The sequence below is a fragment of the Kitasatospora sp. NPDC086801 genome, from assembly GCF_044745805.1.
Classification (GTDB): Bacteria; Actinomycetota; Actinomycetes; order Streptomycetales; family Streptomycetaceae; genus Kitasatospora.
This window is the reverse complement of the sequence record NZ_JBIVAX010000029.1, coordinates 91,613-105,715: the sequence shown is the minus strand read 5'-3', so window position 1 is coordinate 105,715 and position 14,103 is coordinate 91,613. Positions and strand designations below refer to the sequence as shown.

The 14,103-nt window shown below is 71.7% G+C and carries 12 protein-coding genes; all 12 read right to left on the bottom strand.

Going from position 1 to position 14,103, the window contains the following annotated elements:
• Nucleotides 1-214: 214 nt before the first annotated feature.
• The 12 genes from metK to ACIPLC_RS26445 all read right to left on the bottom strand — a co-directional run bounded on the left by metK (nt 215) and on the right by ACIPLC_RS26445 (nt 14,102).
• Nucleotides 215-1,423, bottom strand: coding sequence for a methionine adenosyltransferase (gene metK / locus ACIPLC_RS26500; RefSeq protein ID WP_400475510.1), 1,209 nt, complete (start codon nt 1,421-1,423; stop codon nt 215-217).
• Nucleotides 1,424-1,573: 150 nt separating this feature from the next.
• On the bottom strand, nt 1,574-2,821 hold the full coding sequence (coaBC, locus tag ACIPLC_RS26495; protein WP_400475509.1) for a bifunctional phosphopantothenoylcysteine decarboxylase/phosphopantothenate--cysteine ligase CoaBC: 1,248 nt from the start codon (nt 2,819-2,821) through the stop codon (nt 1,574-1,576).
• A 153-nt stretch (nt 2,822-2,974) separates the two neighbouring features.
• Nucleotides 2,975-3,241, bottom strand: coding sequence for a DNA-directed RNA polymerase subunit omega (gene rpoZ, locus ACIPLC_RS26490; protein ID WP_030240625.1), 267 nt, complete (start codon nt 3,239-3,241; stop codon nt 2,975-2,977).
• A 40-nt stretch (nt 3,242-3,281) separates the two neighbouring features.
• The gene (gene gmk / locus ACIPLC_RS26485; protein ID WP_400475508.1) at nt 3,282-3,839 is read right to left on the bottom strand and encodes a guanylate kinase; all 558 of its coding nucleotides are present in this window, start codon (nt 3,837-3,839) and stop codon (nt 3,282-3,284) included.
• Nucleotides 3,840-3,887: 48 nt separating this feature from the next.
• Nucleotides 3,888-4,214: an integration host factor, actinobacterial type gene (gene mihF / locus ACIPLC_RS26480; RefSeq protein ID WP_030056187.1), complete on the bottom strand. Its 327-nt coding sequence runs from the start codon at nt 4,212-4,214 to the stop codon at nt 3,888-3,890.
• Between the two features lie 376 nt (nt 4,215-4,590).
• Complete coding sequence (pyrF, locus tag ACIPLC_RS26475) at nt 4,591-5,424, bottom strand: orotidine-5'-phosphate decarboxylase (protein WP_400475507.1); 834 nt, start codon at nt 5,422-5,424, stop codon at nt 4,591-4,593.
• Between the two features lie 102 nt (nt 5,425-5,526).
• A complete protein-coding gene (locus ACIPLC_RS26470; RefSeq protein WP_400475506.1) occupies nt 5,527-6,642 on the bottom strand; it encodes a quinone-dependent dihydroorotate dehydrogenase in 1,116 nt (371 codons plus the stop codon).
• A 106-nt stretch (nt 6,643-6,748) separates the two neighbouring features.
• Nucleotides 6,749-10,057 carry a carbamoyl-phosphate synthase large subunit gene (gene carB / locus ACIPLC_RS26465; protein WP_400475505.1) on the bottom strand — a complete coding sequence of 1,103 codons (3,309 nt, stop codon included), beginning with the start codon at nt 10,055-10,057 and terminating at the stop codon, nt 6,749-6,751.
• Nucleotides 10,050-11,267: a glutamine-hydrolyzing carbamoyl-phosphate synthase small subunit gene (carA, locus tag ACIPLC_RS26460; RefSeq protein ID WP_400475504.1), complete on the bottom strand. Its 1,218-nt coding sequence runs from the start codon at nt 11,265-11,267 to the stop codon at nt 10,050-10,052. The genes carB and carA overlap by 8 nt, the downstream gene beginning before the upstream one ends.
• Entirely contained in the window at nt 11,264-11,830 is a 567-nt protein-coding gene (locus tag ACIPLC_RS26455; RefSeq protein ID WP_400475503.1) for a hypothetical protein, read from the bottom strand. The genes carA and ACIPLC_RS26455 overlap by 4 nt, the downstream gene beginning before the upstream one ends.
• A complete protein-coding gene (locus ACIPLC_RS26450; protein WP_400475502.1) occupies nt 11,827-13,131 on the bottom strand; it encodes a dihydroorotase in 1,305 nt (434 codons plus the stop codon). Before ACIPLC_RS26450 ends, ACIPLC_RS26455 begins: the two co-directional genes overlap by 4 nt.
• A complete protein-coding gene (locus ACIPLC_RS26445; RefSeq protein ID WP_400475501.1) occupies nt 13,128-14,102 on the bottom strand; it encodes an aspartate carbamoyltransferase catalytic subunit in 975 nt (324 codons plus the stop codon). Before ACIPLC_RS26445 ends, ACIPLC_RS26450 begins: the two co-directional genes overlap by 4 nt.
• Nucleotide 14,103: the final 1 nt, after the last annotated feature.

Genomic DNA, 14,103 nt, shown 5'->3' with positions numbered 1-14,103 from the left:
AAGGCTCCGTCGCCTTCGACGACGACTTCTAAACCGCTCAGACACACCAGAGGTGGCCCCCCCCGCCCCCCCCCCCCCCGGGCCCCCCCCGGCCCCCCCCCCCCCCCCCCCCCCCCCCCCCCCCCCAAAACCCCCCCCCCCCCCCCCCCCCCCCCCCCCCCCCCGCCCCCCCCCCGGGGGGGGGGGGCCCGCCGCTCCGAAGCGTTCAGGCCGTTCAGTCCTTCACGGCCGCCTTCAGCTGCTCCACCCGGTCGGTGCGCTCCCAGGTGAAGTCGGGCAGCTCACGGCCGAAGTGGCCGTACGCCGCGGTCTGGGAGTAGATCGGGCGCAGCAGGTCCAGGTCGCGGATGATCGCGGCCGGGCGCAGGTCGAAGACGTCGGTGACTGCCTTCTGGATGGACAGCACCGGCACGGTCTCGGTGCCGAAGGTCTCGACGAAGAGGCCGACGGGCTCGGCCTTGCCGATCGCGTACGCGACCTGCACCTCGGCGCGGCGGGCGAGGCCGGCGGCGACGATGTTCTTCGCCACCCAGCGCATCGCGTACGCGGCCGAGCGGTCGACCTTGGACGGGTCCTTGCCGGAGAAGGCGCCGCCACCGTGGCGGGCCATGCCGCCGTAGGTGTCGATGATGATCTTGCGGCCGGTGAGGCCGGCGTCGCCCATCGGGCCGCCGATCTCGAAGCGGCCGGTCGGGTTCACCAGCAGGCGGTAGCCCTCGGTGACCAGCTTGATGCCCTGCTCGGCGAGCGCCTTCAGCTCGGGCTCGACCACGAACTCGCGGATGTCCGGGGTGAGCAGCGACTCCAGGTCGATGTCACTGGCGTGCTGGGTGGAGACCACCACGGTGTCGAGGCGGACGGCCTTGTCGCCGTCGTACTCGATGGTGACCTGGGTCTTGCCGTCGGGGCGCAGGTACGGGATCGTCCCGTTCTTGCGGACCTCGGTCAGGCGGCGCGAGAGGCGGTGCGCGAGGGTGATCGGCAGCGGCATCAGCTCGGGCGTCTCGTCGGACGCGTAGCCGAACATCAGGCCCTGGTCGCCGGCGCCCTGCTTGTCCAGGTCGTCCTCGTCGCCCTCGACCCGAGCCTCGTACGCGGTGTCGACGCCCTGCGCAATGTCGGGCGACTGCGCGCCGATGGACACCGACACGCCGCAGGAGGCGCCGTCGAAGCCCTTCTTGGAGCTGTCGTAGCCGATCTCCAGGATCTTGTCCCGGACGAGCTGGGCGATCGGCGCGTACGCCTTGGTGGTCACCTCGCCGGCCACGTGCACCTGGCCGGTGGTGATGAGCGTCTCCACGGCGACCCGGGAGGTCGGGTCCTCCCGCAGGAGAGCGTCAAGGATGGTGTCGCTGATCTGGTCAGCGATCTTGTCGGGGTGTCCCTCGGTGACGGACTCCGAGGTGAACAGGCGGCGAGACACAGCGCTCCCTGGGGTTGCAGCGGCTGCTGACTGAAGGCCCCCGGCGAACCGGGGACATCCGGAAAGACTTGATTCCTGGAGTCTAACGGGATGCCTCCGCCGAACGTCACCCGCTTCCGGAAATCTCGACCGATCTCCAACGGGGCTCGATCAGTCGCCGACCGCTTCCAGCCGCTTCGCGACCAGGTCCCAGACCACGTCCGCCAACGCCTCCTTCGGACCCACCGGAACGGCCGTCTCGCTGCCGTCCGAGCCCAGCACCACGGCCTCGTTGACGTCCGTCCCGAAGGCCTTGCCGTTGCCCACCTCGTTGACGACCAGCAGGTCGCAGCCCTTGCGGGCGAGCTTGGCTCGGCCGTTGGCGAGCACGTCGTCGGTCTCCGCCGCGAAACCCACCACGAGTTGGCCCGAACGGGCGCGGTGCGCCGCCAGCTCGGCCAGGACGTCGGGGTTGCGGACCAGGGCGACCGGCGCCGGCTCGACCCCCTCGACCTTCTTGATCTTGCCGCTGGCGTACTCGGCGGGCCGGAAGTCCGCCACGGCCGCGGCCATGACCACGGCGTCCGCCGCCGCGGCCGCCTTCAGGGCCGCCTCGCGCAGTTCCAGCGCGGTCGAGACGTGCACCACGTCGACCCCAGCCGGGTCGGCGAGCTCCGCGTTGGCCGAGACCAACGTCACGCGCGCCCCCCGGGCCGCGGCCGTCACGGCGAGCGCGTAGCCCTGCTTGCCGGAGGAGCGGTTGCCCAGGAAGCGCACCGGGTCCAGCGGCTCCCGGGTGCCGCCGGCCGAGACCACCACGTGCCGGCCCGCCAGGTCGGTCGGGGCGGCCCCGCCCCGGCGCAGCACGGCCCGGCAGGCGTCGAAGATCGCGGACGGCTCGGGCAGCCGCCCCTTGCCGGTGTCCTTGCCGGTGAGCCGCCCGACGGCCGGCTCCAGCACGATCACGCCCCGGCGGCGCAGCGTGGCGACGTTGTCCCGGGTGGCGGGGTGCTCCCACATCTCGGTGTGCATGGCGGGCGCCAGGACGACCGGACAGCGGGCGGTGAGCAGGGTGTTGGTGAGCAGGTCGTCGGCGAGGCCGTGGGCGGCCCTGGCGATCAGGTCGGCGGTGGCGGGGGCGACCACGACCAGGTCGGCCTGCTGGCCGATCCGCACGTGCGGCACCTCGTGCACGCGCTCCCAGGTCTCGGTGGCGGCCGGGCGGCCGGAGAGCGCGGCCCAGGTGGCCTCGCCGACGAAGTGCAGCGCGGCCGCGGTGGGCACCACGGTGACCTGGTGGCCGGACTCGGTGAACCGGCGGAGCAGTTCGCACGCCTTGTAGGCGGCGATGCCGCCGCTGACGCCGAGGGCGACGCGCGGCGCGTCCGCCGCCCCGCTCCGGTCCGAAGTCGCGCTCATACTCCCGCTCTCCTCCACTCCTGGGACGTGCACACCCTACGGCCCCTCAGCCGCGGCGCGCACCGTGCTCGATCCCACAGCCCCGGGAATGCCGAAGGGCCCGGCGGAAACGATTCCGCCGGGCCCTTCCACAAGAAACTTCGGAGCACCGCCTCAGGCGGCTTCGATCGCCTCGGCGGTCAGCATGCCCGCGTTGATCTCGCGCAGCGCGATCGACAGCGGCTTCTCGTGCACGTGGGTGTCGACCAGCGGGCCGACGTACTCGAGCAGGCCCTCACCGAGCTGGGAGTAGTACGCGTTGATCTGGCGCGCGCGCTTGGCGGCGTAGATCACGAGGCTGTACTTGGAGTCGGTGGCCTCAAGCAGCTCGTCGATCGGCGGGTTGATGATGCCCTCGGGCGCGGTCATGGAAGAGGACACGCGAAAACCTTCCGAAAGGGTGGAAAAAAAGACAGACAGGTCAGGCTACACCGAGCAAGGCTAGCAGTTCGGCCGCTACCTGCTCGACGGAGGTGTTGACAAGGGTCGTGTCGAACTCGGGCTCGGCCGCGAGCTCGACCTTGGCCGCCTCCAGCCGCTTCTCGATCACGTCCGCCGACTCGGTGCCCCGGCCGGTGAGCCGGCGGACCAGCTCGTCCCAGCTCGGCGGGGCCAGGAAGACCAGCTGCGCCTCGGGCATCGACTCGCGCACCTGGCGGGCGCCCTGGAGGTCGATCTCCAGCAGGACGGGCTCGCCGCGCTCCAGCTTCTCCAGCACCGCCGAGCGCGGGGTGCCGTAGCGGTTGCCGGCGAAGACGGCCCACTCCAGCAGCTCGCCGTTGGCGATCAGCTTGTCGAACTCGTCGTTGTCGACGAAGTGGTACTGGACCCCGTTCTGCTCGCCCGGCCTCGGGTGGCGGGTCGTCGCCGACACCGAGAGCCAGACCTCGGGGTGCTGCTTCCTCATATGAGCGACGACCGTGCTCTTGCCGACCCCCGAAGGGCCGGAGAGCACGGTCAGCCGCGGACGCTCACTCATGCACCGATTATCCCGGATCGCGGACGATCCCGGGACCACGGGGCACGGTCAGGCGGCACCGCCGCCGAACTCCCGCTCCAGGGAGGCGATCTGGTTCGTACCGAGGCCGCGGACGCGCCGGCTCTCGCTGATGCCGAGGCGTTCCATGATCTGCTTGGCACGGACCTTGCCGACGCCGGGAAGGGACTCCAGCAGTGCGGAGACCTTCATCTTGCCGATGACGTCGTTGTCGGCCTTTCCGGCCTTGATCACCTCGTGCAGGGAGGCGCCGGAGTGCTTGAGCCGGTTCTTGACCTCGGCGCGCTCCCGGCGAGCCTCGGCGGCCTTGGCGAGCGCGGCGGTGCGCTGTTCAGGGGTAAGGGGCGGAAGAGCCACGCCGTTCACCTCAGGGTGTGGAAGGAAGGGATTGAGCTATGACTGGTTTGGATCCCAGGACACCGTCCGCAAGGGGAACCACAGGGCCCTTGACCTGCGGGAGCTACGGGTTTCGCGGCTCGCCGATGACCTATCGCCGGACACTACCCGGATTGCGGCGCCGCGTCAGGAAAAGAACACGAAAAGTCCTGGTCAGCCAAGGCCGACCAGGACTTTCCAGGGCAAAATGACCGTGATTGCGAAACTTTGACACCGCCAATGTGACGGCGCTCACGTCAAGTCCGGAGGGCTCCGAGGACCCTCACCGGGCTGCGCACACTGCGCAGGGTCATCGCCCGGCTACCCGCTCGCGCCCGCGATCGCCGCTACTTCACCGCTACTTCACCGCGTCCGCGTACTCGCCGGCGAACCGTTCGGCCGCCGAGCGCAGGGCCGCCACCGACGGACCGTGCTTGAGCACGTCCCGGCTGACGCTCGGCACCACGTTGATCACCGCGGCGCCGAACACCCGCGGCAGGTCGGCCATCGTCGCGCCCTGGGCGCCGATCCCGGGGGCCAGCAGCGGACCGTTGATGGCCAGTTCCACCCCCGCGTCGGCGAGCGTCGCACCGACGACCGCGCCGAAGGAGCCCAGCGGCTCGGCATCGGCGTTCTCCGCCGCCAGCTGCCGCAGCACCGAGGCCGCGACCGACTCGCCGTCCGGGCCGACCGCGCGCTGCACCTCGTGGCCCTCCGGGTTGGAGGTGAGCGCCAGCGCGAACACGCCGCAGCCCTGCGCGCGGGCCAGGTCGAGGGCCGGGCGCAGCGAGCCGAAGCCCAGGTACGGGCTGACCGTGACGGCGTCCGAGAAGAGCGGGCTGCCGGGCGACAGGAAGGCCTCCGCGTAGGCGGCCATGGTGGAGCCGATGTCGCCGCGCTTGGCGTCCATCAGGACCAGCGCACCGGCCGCCCTGGCCTCCTCGACGGACTTCTCCAGCACCGCGACGCCCCTGCTGCCGAAGCGCTCGAAGAAGGCGGCCTGCGGCTTGAGCACGGCCACCCGGTCGGCCAGCGCCTCGACGACGGTGCGGCTGAAGGTCTCCAGCCCGGCGAGGTCGTCGCCGAGCCCCCAGGCGGCGAGCAGGGAGGCGTGCGGGTCGATGCCGACGCAGAGCTGGCCGCGGGTGTCGAGGGCCTGGCGCAGCCGGGCGCCGAACGGGGCGAGGGTCATGTCGTCCTTCCGGAAGGTCGTACGGAGGTCGTACCGAGGTCGTGCAGAGGCCCTGCGCGGGCCGTACGGGGGTCGTGCGGGGCCCCGAGGCCGTACGGAGGTTCAGGAGGCGGCCCCGGTGCCGTCGACGGCGCTGCCGACGGCCGCGGCCAGGTCGCGGAAGCCCGCCGCCCGGATCCGGGCGGAGAGGCCCCGGTGGATCCGGCGGCACCAGAACGGGCCCTCGTAGATGAAGGCGCTGTAGCCCTGGACGAGGTCCGCGCCGTGGACGATCCGCTGCCAGGCGTCCTCGGCGGTCTCGACGCCGCCGACCGAGACCAGCGTCAGCCGGCCCCCGGTCCGGGCGCGCAGGCGCTGGAGCACCTCCAGGGCGCGGGCCTTGAGCGGGGCGCCGGAGAGGCCGCCCATGCCGATCTCCTCGACCCGGGCGGCGTCGGCGCGCAGGCCCTCGCGGCCGATCGTGGTGTTGGTGGCGATGATGCCGTCCAGGCCCAGTTCCAGGGCGAGGTCGGCGACCGCGTCGACGTCCTCGTCGGCCAGGTCGGGGGCGATCTTGACCAGCAGCGGGACGTGGTGCGCGGTGGCGCGGTCGGCGGCCTCGCGGACGGCGGCGAGCAGCGGGCGCAGGTGGTCCACGGCCTGGAGGTTGCGCAGCCCGGGGGTGTTCGGCGAACTGACGTTGACCACCAGGTAGTCGGCGTACTTGGCCAGCTGCTCGGTGGACTTGACGTAGTCGGCGACGGCGTCGGCCTCCTCGACCACCTTGGTCTTGCCGATGTTGACGCCGATCACCGGGGTGGAGCTGGTGTGCGGGCGGGCGGCGAGGCGCGCGGCGACCCGGGCCGAGCCCTGGTTGTTGAAGCCCATCCGGTTGATCAGCGCGCGGTCCTCGACCAGGCGGAACAGCCGGGGCGTCGGGTTGCCCGGCTGGGGCTCGCCGGTGATGGTGCCGATCTCGACGTAGTCGAAGCCGAGCATCGCCAGGCCGTCGATGCCGACGCCGTTCTTGTCGAAGCCGGCCGCCAGGCCGAACGGGCCCGGCAGGTCGAGGCCGAGGGCGGTGGTGTGCAGCGCCCGGTCGCGCGGGGCGAGCACCAGCCGCACGAGCGTACGCAGGCCGGGCACCGAGGAGGCGAGCCGGATCCAGAAGAAGGCGAGGTGGTGGGCCTTCTCGGGGTCCATCTTCTTGAAGACGAGGTCGAACAGCAGCTTGTACAAAAACCCAACTCCCGGATCAGGGCCCGGATCTGAGCGTGAGCACCCGGATCAGGGCATGGAAGTGGGGGGCACCCGTCTGGCCTCGGTGCCCCCCACTGCGGTGGTGCTACTTGCGGCCGGCGTTGATCAGCGCGGCGTGCTCCTGGAGCGACATCACCCCGACCTCGTCGCGCAGCAGCGCGTCCATGCCCTGGACGGCCGCGCCCATCGCCTGGACCGTGGTCAGGCAGGGCACGCCGCGGGACACGGCGGCGGTGCGGATCTCGTAGCCGTCGAGGCGCCCGCCGGTGCCGTACGGCGTGTTGATGATGAGGTCGACCTCACCGTCGTGGATCAGCTGGACGATGGTCCGCTCGCCGTTCGGGCCCTCGCCCTCGCTGTGCTTGCGCACCAGCGTGGACGGGATGCCGCCGCGGTGCAGCACCTCGGCGGTGCCGGCGGTGGCGAGCACCTCGAAGCCGAGGCCGACCAGCGCGCGGGCCGGGAAGACCAGGTTGCGCTTGTCCCGGTTGGCGACCGAGACGAAGACCTTGCCCTTGGTCGGCAGCGCGCCGTAGGCGCCGGCCTGGGCCTTGGCGTACGCGGTGCCGAAGACCTTGTCGATGCCCATGACCTCGCCGGTCGAGCGCATCTCCGGGCCGAGCACGGTGTCCACGCCGCGGCCGTGGATGTCGCGGAAGCGGCTCCACGGCATCACGGCCTCCTTGACCGCGATCGGCGCGTCGGCCGGCAGCGTGCCGCCGTCGCCCTCGGCCGGGAGCATGCCCTCGGCGCGCAGTTCGGCGATGGTGGCGCCGAGCGAGATCCGGGCGGCGGCCTTGGCCAGCGGCACGGCGGTCGCCTTGGAGGTGAACGGCACGGTGCGGGAGGCGCGCGGGTTGGCCTCCAGCACGTACAGGATGTCCCCGGCCAGCGCGAACTGGATGTTGATCAGGCCGCGGACGCCGACGCCGCGCGCGATGGCCTCGGTGGAGGTGCGCAGGCGCTTGATGTCGAAGCCGCCGAGGGTGATCGGGGGCAGCGCGCAGGCGGAGTCGCCGGAGTGGATGCCGGCCTCCTCGATGTGCTCCATGACGCCGCCGAGGTAGAGCTCGGTGCCGTCGTACAGCGCGTCGACGTCGATCTCCACCGCGTCGTCGAGGAAGCGGTCGATGAGCACCGGGTGCTCGGAGATCAGGCCTGCGTGGCGCTCCAGGTAGGAGGCGAGCGAGGCCTCGTCGTAGACGATCTCCATGCCGCGGCCGCCGAGCACGTACGACGGGCGGGCGAGCACCGGGTAGCCGATCTCGTCGGCGATCGCCTTGGCCTCGGCGAAGGAGAAGGCGGTGCCGTGCTTGGGGGCGGGCAGGCCGGCGTCGCGCAGCACGCGGCCGAAGGCGCCGCGCTCCTCGGCGAGGTCGATCGCCTCGGGCTGGGTGCCGACGATCGGCACGCCGTTGTCCTTGAGCGCCTGGGCCAGGCCGAGCGGGGTCTGGCCGCCGAGCTGGACGATCACGCCGGCCAGCGGGCCGGCCTGCTGCTCGGCGTGGACGATCTCCAGCACGTCCTCCAGGGTGAGCGGCTCGAAGTAGAGCCGGTCGGAGGTGTCGTAGTCGGTGGAGACGGTCTCCGGGTTGCAGTTGACCATCACGGTCTCGTACCCGGCGTCGGCCAGCGCGAAGGAGGCGTGCACGCAGGAGTAGTCGAACTCGATGCCCTGGCCGATGCGGTTCGGGCCGGAGCCGAGGATGATCACGGCCGGCTTGGTGCGCGGGGCGACCTCGTTCTCCTCGTCGTAGGACGAGTAGAAGTACGGGGTCTTGGCGGCGAACTCGGCGGCGCAGGTGTCGACGGTCTTGAACACCGGGCGGATGCCGAGCGCGTGCCGGACCTCGCGGACGACGTCCGGCTTCAGGCCGCGGATCTCGCCGATCTGCTGGTCGGAGAAGCCGTGCCGCTTGGCGTGCCGCAGCAGCTCGGGGGTGAGCTCGGCGGCCTCGGTCAGCTCGGCGGCGATCTCGTCGATCAGGAAGAGCTGGTCGACGAACCACGGGTCGATCTTGGTGGCCTCGAACACCTCCTCCGGGGTGGCGCCGGCCCGGACGGCCTGCATCACGGTGTTGATCCGGCCGTCGGTCGGCACGACCGCCTTGGCCAGCAGCTCGGCCTTGTCGCCGACCGGGCCGGTCCAGGAGAACTGGGAGCCCTTCTTCTCCAGCGAGCGCAGCGCCTTCTGCAGCGCCTCGGGGAAGTTGCGGCCCATGGCCATGGCCTCGCCGACCGACTTCATGGTGGTGGTCAGCGTGGCGTCGGCGCTCGGGAACTTCTCGAACGCGAACCGCGGGACCTTCACCACGACGTAGTCGAGGGTCGGCTCGAAGGAGGCCGGGGTCTGCTCGGTGATGTCGTTGGGGATCTCGTCGAGCGTGTAGCCGACGGCCAGCTTGGCGGCGATCTTGGCGATCGGGAAGCCGGTCGCCTTCGAGGCCAGCGCGGACGAGCGCGACACGCGCGGGTTCATCTCGATGACGATGACCCGGCCGTCGTCGGGGTTGACGGCGAACTGGATGTTGCAGCCGCCGGTGTCGACGCCGACCTCGCGGATCACGGCGATGCCGATGTCGCGCAGGATCTGGTACTCGCGGTCGGTGAGGGTCATCGCCGGGGCGACGGTGATCGAGTCACCGGTGTGCACGCCCATCGGGTCGAAGTTCTCGATGGAGCAGACGACCACGACGTTGTCGTTCTTGTCGCGCATCAGCTCCAGCTCGTACTCCTTCCAGCCGAGGATGGACTCCTCCAGGAGCACCTCGGTGGTCGGCGAGAGGGCCAGGCCCTGGCCGGCGATGCGGCGCAGGTCCTCCTCGTCGTGGGCGAAGCCGGAGCCGGCGCCGCCCATGGTGAAGGAGGGGCGCACGACGACGGGGTAGCCGCCGAGCGTGTCGACGCCGGCCAGCACGTCGTCCATCGAGTGGCAGATGACCGAGCGGGCGGACTCGCCGTGGCCGATCTTGGCGTTGACGGCCTCGACGACGCCCTTGAACAGCTGGCGGTCCTCGCCCTTGTTGATCGCCACCACGTCGGCGCCGATCAGTTCGACGCCGTACTTCTCCAGCGTGCCGGCCGAGTGCAGGGAGATCGCGGTGTTGAGCGCGGTCTGCCCGCCGAGGGTCGGCAGCAGCGCGTCGGGGCGCTCCTTGGCGATGATCCGCTCGACGAACTCCGGGGTGATCGGCTCGACGTAGGTGGCGTCGGCGATCTCCGGGTCGGTCATGATCGTGGCCGGGTTGGAGTTGACCAGCACGACCCGCAGGCCTTCGGCCTTGAGGACGCGGCAGGCCTGCGTGCCCGAGTAGTCGAACTCGGCGGCCTGGCCGATCACGATCGGGCCGGACCCGATCACCAGGACGGACTTGATGTCAGTGCGCTTAGGCACGCTGGCCCTCCATGAGCTTCGCGCTGTGCTTGTCGTCGCCTCGCATGAGCTCGACGAACCGGTCGAAGAGGTAGGCCGCGTCGTGCGGGCCGGCCGCCGCTTCGGGGTGGTACTGCACGCTGAAGGCGGGGACGTCGAGCGCCTGGAGGCCCTCGACCACGTCGTCGTTGAGGCAGACGTGGGAGACCTCGACCCGGCCGAAGGGGGTGTCGCTCACCCGGTCCAGCGGTGCGTCCACGGCGAAGCCGTGGTTGTGCGCGGTCACCTCGACCTTGCCGGTGGTGCGGTCCTGCACCGGCTGGTTGATGCCGCGGTGGCCGTACTTGAGCTTGTAAGTGCCGAAGCCCAGCGCGCGGCCGAGGATCTGGTTGCCGAAGCAGATCCCGAAGAACGGGGTCCCGCGCTCCAGCACGCCCTGCGCGACGGCGACCTGGTGGTCGGCGGTGGCCGGGTCGCCCGGGCCATTGGAGAAGAACACGCCGTCCGGCTGGACCGCGTAGAGGTCCTCCAGGGTGGAGTTGGCCGGCAGCACGTGCACCTCGATGCCGCGCTCGGCCATCCGGTGCGGGGTCATCCCCTTGATGCCGAGGTCCAGCGCGGCCACGGTGAACTCCGCAGTGCCGATGGGCAGGGCTTCGCCGCCGGGACCGATCGCGGGCACGACGTACGCCTCGGTGGTGGCCACCTCGGCGCACAGGTCGGCGCCCTTCATCTCGGGCGACCGCTGCACCCGGGCGAGCAGTTCGGCCTGGTCGGCCAGCGCCCCGCCGGAGAAGATGCCGCAGCGCATCGCGCCGCGCTCGCGCAGGTGCCGGGTGAGCGCCCGGGTGTCGATGCCGCTGATGCCGACGACGCCCTGGCGGACGAGCTCCTCGTCCAGCGAGCGGGTGGCGCGCCAGTTGGACGCCACCCGGGCGGGGTCGCGCACGACGTACCCGGCGACCCAGATCCGCTCGGACTCGTCGTCCTCGTCGTTCCAGCCGGTGTTGCCGATCTGCGGGGCGGTCATCACGACCACCTGGCGGTGGTACGACGGGTCGGTGAGGGTCTCCTGGTAGCCGGACATGCCGGTGTTGAAGACGGCCTCGCCGAAGGTCTCGCCGGTCGCGCCGTAGGCCTCGCCGCGGAAGGTCCGGCCGTCCTCCAGGACGAGCACGGCGGGGGTGCGCTCCCGCCGTCGGCGCTGCGTGGTGGGGGCAGGTGCGGTCATTGAGCGGCCTCTTCCGTCTTCGTCTTCGTACGTGTTGCGAGTTGGGCGATCGCCTCGACCCAGGCGGCGTGCTCGTCGGGGTGGTCGGCCCGGAAGCCCGAGTCCAGCTCGGTGCCCTCGTGCGTCCAGGTGACGACGAGCAGCCCGGCCGGGACGACCTTGCCGGCGATCCCGGAGTCCGTGCGGGCACCGGTCAGGTGCCCGGCCGGGATCCAGAGGTCGACGTCACCGGGGCGCCGCACCAGCAGGCCGTCCTCGCCGAGGGTGAGGTCGGCGCGGCTGCGGGTGCCCAGGCCGTGCGCGACGACCCGGTCGAGCCAGTTCCCTGCGGTGGTGGTGCCGTGGTACCGCCCGCTGGTCTCCAGGATGGTCCGCCCGGCGCCGGCCGGCACGGCGGGCAGCGGCGGGATGCCGGACTGGAGGGTGCGCCGCCAGTTCCAGCCCTGCCGCATCAGCCAGTAGACGAGCCCGATGACGATCAGCAGGCCGACGGCCCAGCCGATGTACCCGGGCCAGTTGGTGACCTTGGCCTGCTCCTGGGCGAGCGCGGCCGGGCCGGTCACGCCGCCCCGCCCTGCTCGGCCAGCTCGCCGGCCAGCACGGTGGCGCGCCCGCGCAGGAAGGTGGCGTGCACCCGTCCGGGCAGGTCAAGGCCCTTGTAGGGGGTGTTGCGGCTGCGGGTGGCGAAGCTGTCCGGGTTCACGGCACCACGGTACGCGGGATCGAACAGCACCAGGTTGGCCGGCTCACCGACCGAGACGGGGCGGCCCTGTCCGGCGAGACGGCCGATCCGGGCCGGGCGGTGCGACATGCGGTCGGCGACGCCCTCCCAGTTCAGCAGGCCGGTGTCCACCATGGTCTGCTGCACGACCGACAGCGCGGTCTCCAGGCCGACCATGCCCATCGCGGCGACGGCCCACTCGCAGTCCTTGTCCTCGGCCGGGTGCGGCGCGTGGTCGGTGGCGACGGCGTCGATGGTGCCGTCCGCGAGCGCCTTGCGCAGCGCCTGGACGTCCTCGGCGGTGCGCAGCGGCGGGTTGACCTTGTAGACCGGGTCGTAGGAGCGGGCCAGCTCGTCGGTGAGCAGCAGGTGGTGCGGGGTGACCTCGGCGGTGACGTCCCAGCCCTTGGCCTTGGCCCAGCGGATGATCTCGACCGAGCCGGCGGTGGAGACGTGGCAGACGTGCAGCCGGGAGCCGACGTGCGCGGCGAGCAGCACGTCCCGCGCGATGATCGACTCCTCGGCGACGGCCGGCCAGCCGCCGAGCCCGAGCTCGCCGGAGACCTGGCCCTCGTTCATCTGGGCGCCCTCGGTGAGCCGCGGCTCCTGGGCGTGCTGGGCGACGACGCCGTCGAAGGCCTTGACGTACTCCAGGGCGCGGCGCATCAGCACCGCGTCGTCCACGCACTTGCCGTCGTCGGAGAAGACCCGCACGTTCGCGGCGGACTCGTGCATCGCGCCCAGCTCGGCGAGCTTCTTGCCCTCCAGGCCGATGGTGACGGCGCCGACCGGCTGCACGTCGCAGTAGCCGGCCTCCTGGCCGAGCCGCCAGACCTGCTCGACCACGCCGGCGGTGTCGGCCACCGGGGTGGTGTTGGCCATCGCGTGCACGGCGGTGAAGCCGCCCATCGCGGCGGCCTGGGTGCCGGTGAGCACGGTCTCGGCGTCCTCGCGGCCGGGCTCGCGCAGGTGGGTGTGCAGGTCGACGAGACCGGGCAGCACGATCAGGCCGCCGGCGTCGATCTCGATGTCCGCCTCGACCGCCAGGTCGGTGCCGATCGCCTTGATCACGCCGTCGGCGAGGTGGAGGTCCTGCGGGGCACCGCCGAGGATCTGGGCGTTGCGGATCAGGTAGGTGGTCACTGAGCGGTCTCCACGGAGTCGGTGCGGGCGTCGTTGAGGGTGGCTCCCCCGAGCAGCAGGTACAGGACGGCCATCCGGACCGACACGCCGTTGGCGACCTGCTCGACCACGGTGCAGCGCGGCGAGTCGGCGACCTCGGCGGTGATCTCCATGCCGCGCACCATCGGGCCGGGGTGCATCACGATGGCGTGCTCGGGCAGCTGGGACATCCGGGTGCCGTCCAGGCCGTAGCGGCGGCTGTACTCGCGCTCGGTCGGGAAGAACGCGGCGTTCATCCGCTCGCGCTGCACCCGCAGCATCATCAGCGCGTCCGTCTTGGGGAGCACGCGGTCCAGGTCGTAGCTGACCTCGCAGGGCCAGTTCTCGATGCCGATCGGCAGCAGCGTCGGCGGGGCGACGAAGGTGACCTGGGCACCGAGGGTGGTCAGCAGGTGGACGTTGGAGCGGGCGACCCGGCTGTGCAGGATGTCGCCGACGATGGTCACCCGGCGCCCGGCGAGGTCGTGGCCCAGACCGGCGTTGAGGTGGCGGCGCATGGTGAAGGCGTCGAGCAGCGCCTGGGTGGGGTGCTCGTGGGTGCCGTCACCGGCGTTGATCACGCTGCCGTGCAGCCAGTCGGACTGGGCGAGGCGGGCCGGCGCGCCCGAGGCGTGGTGCCGGATGACGACCGCGTCGGCACCCATCGCCTGCAGGGTGAGCGCGGTGTCCTTGAGGCTCTCGCCCTTGGAGACCGAGGAGCCCTTGGCGGAGAAGTTGATGACGTCGGCGGACAGCCGCTTCTCGGCGACCTCGAAGGAGGTCTTGGTACGGGTCGAGTCCTCGAAGAAGAGGTTGACGACGGTCCGACCGCGCAGCGTGGGCAGCTTCTTGACGGCCCGTCCGGAGAGCTGGGCGAGCTCCTCGGCGGTGTCCAGGATCAGCAGCGCGTCGTCGCGGGTGAGATCGGCGGCGGAGACGAGGTGGCGCTTCACG

Bases quoted from the DNA above. Each gene is read 5' to 3' on its own strand.
- pyrF (WP_400475507.1), bottom strand. From the start codon at position 5,424: ATGACCCTCGCCCCGTTCGGCGCCCGGCTGCGCCAGGCCCTCGACACC.
- carA (WP_400475504.1), bottom strand. From the start codon at position 11,267: ATGACCGCACCTGCCCCCACCACGCAGCGCCGACGGCGGGAGCGCACC.
- coaBC (WP_400475509.1), bottom strand. From the start codon at position 2,821: ATGAGCGCGACTTCGGACCGGAGCGGGGCGGCGGACGCGCCGCGCGTC.
- gmk (WP_400475508.1), bottom strand. From the start codon at position 3,839: ATGAGTGAGCGTCCGCGGCTGACCGTGCTCTCCGGCCCTTCGGGGGTC.